At 52.6% G+C, this 837-nt stretch carries 1 protein-coding gene; it reads left to right on the top strand.

Going from position 1 to position 837, the window contains the following annotated elements; all coding sequences use genetic code 11:
• Positions 1-67: 67 nt before the first annotated feature.
• Positions 68-837 (top strand): immunoglobulin-like domain-containing protein (locus tag PROCOU_RS15990; protein ID WP_036074417.1); only part of this gene is annotated, 770 nt, incomplete at its 3' end.

The raw sequence follows: 837 nt of genomic DNA, 5'->3' as shown, positions 1-837 counted from the left end.
TTCGGAGCCAGGAGATACCCCAATCGATCATCTACGCACGCGGTGTAACGGTGTATGGGGCCCCAAAGTGACACCCGATCAAGAAACCTTTCAGTGCCCATCCCCAGACAAAGAAACGCTGATTGGACAATCCGATGTACTGTATGTCTATGCTTTTGCGGCGCAAGGTGCCTTTTTAGATCGGGAGTTAGTGGAGATACAGCTCCATGTGTTAGCGCATGTCGATACGTATTCCTTGGCTTCGCCGCAAACGAAGAAGTATGTGACGGGATTATACCGCGGGGTCAAAGGGGTGGATATCCAGCGGGTCGGCTTGTGTCTGCATGGCAACACCTATCTGCCAAGTGTGGACGTACTAGACCTTACAGAAGAAGGGGTATGCGCGTTCCAGTATTATGCGGCAGATAAGCTTTTTTCAATCACCGATGCCGTGGAGGTTGTCGCCTATGATTGTTTACAGCGTTTGATTCACCGATTACCTGTGGTGATTCGGTCGACACTGCTCACACCTGCTCCGTATACGATTGGGGATACGGCCATCACGGGGGTGTTTCAAGGGGCGAAGAATCAACCGGTTCTAACCATCCAAGTGCTCGTCAATGGGGTCGCTGGGAATCGGATCCAAGTACAAGATCCTACCAAACCAGGGGCAGGACCCCACGCATGGACGTATTACGTCTCGGGACAGATCAAGCATTACCGCGATGACGTCGTGTTTCGCGCGTATAGTCCGTTAATGGATCAAGAAGGACGGTATCCGGAGGGAGCTTTGGTGTACGAACAGCGCCTCCCGATTCTTGCGCCAGTGACATGCCAAGCGGCACCCTATACAGTAGG

Source organism: Listeria rocourtiae FSL F6-920 (assembly GCF_000525975.1).
GTDB lineage: Bacteria > Bacillota > Bacilli > Lactobacillales > Listeriaceae > Listeria_A > Listeria_A rocourtiae.
This window is presented reverse-complemented; position numbering and strand designations above follow the sequence as displayed.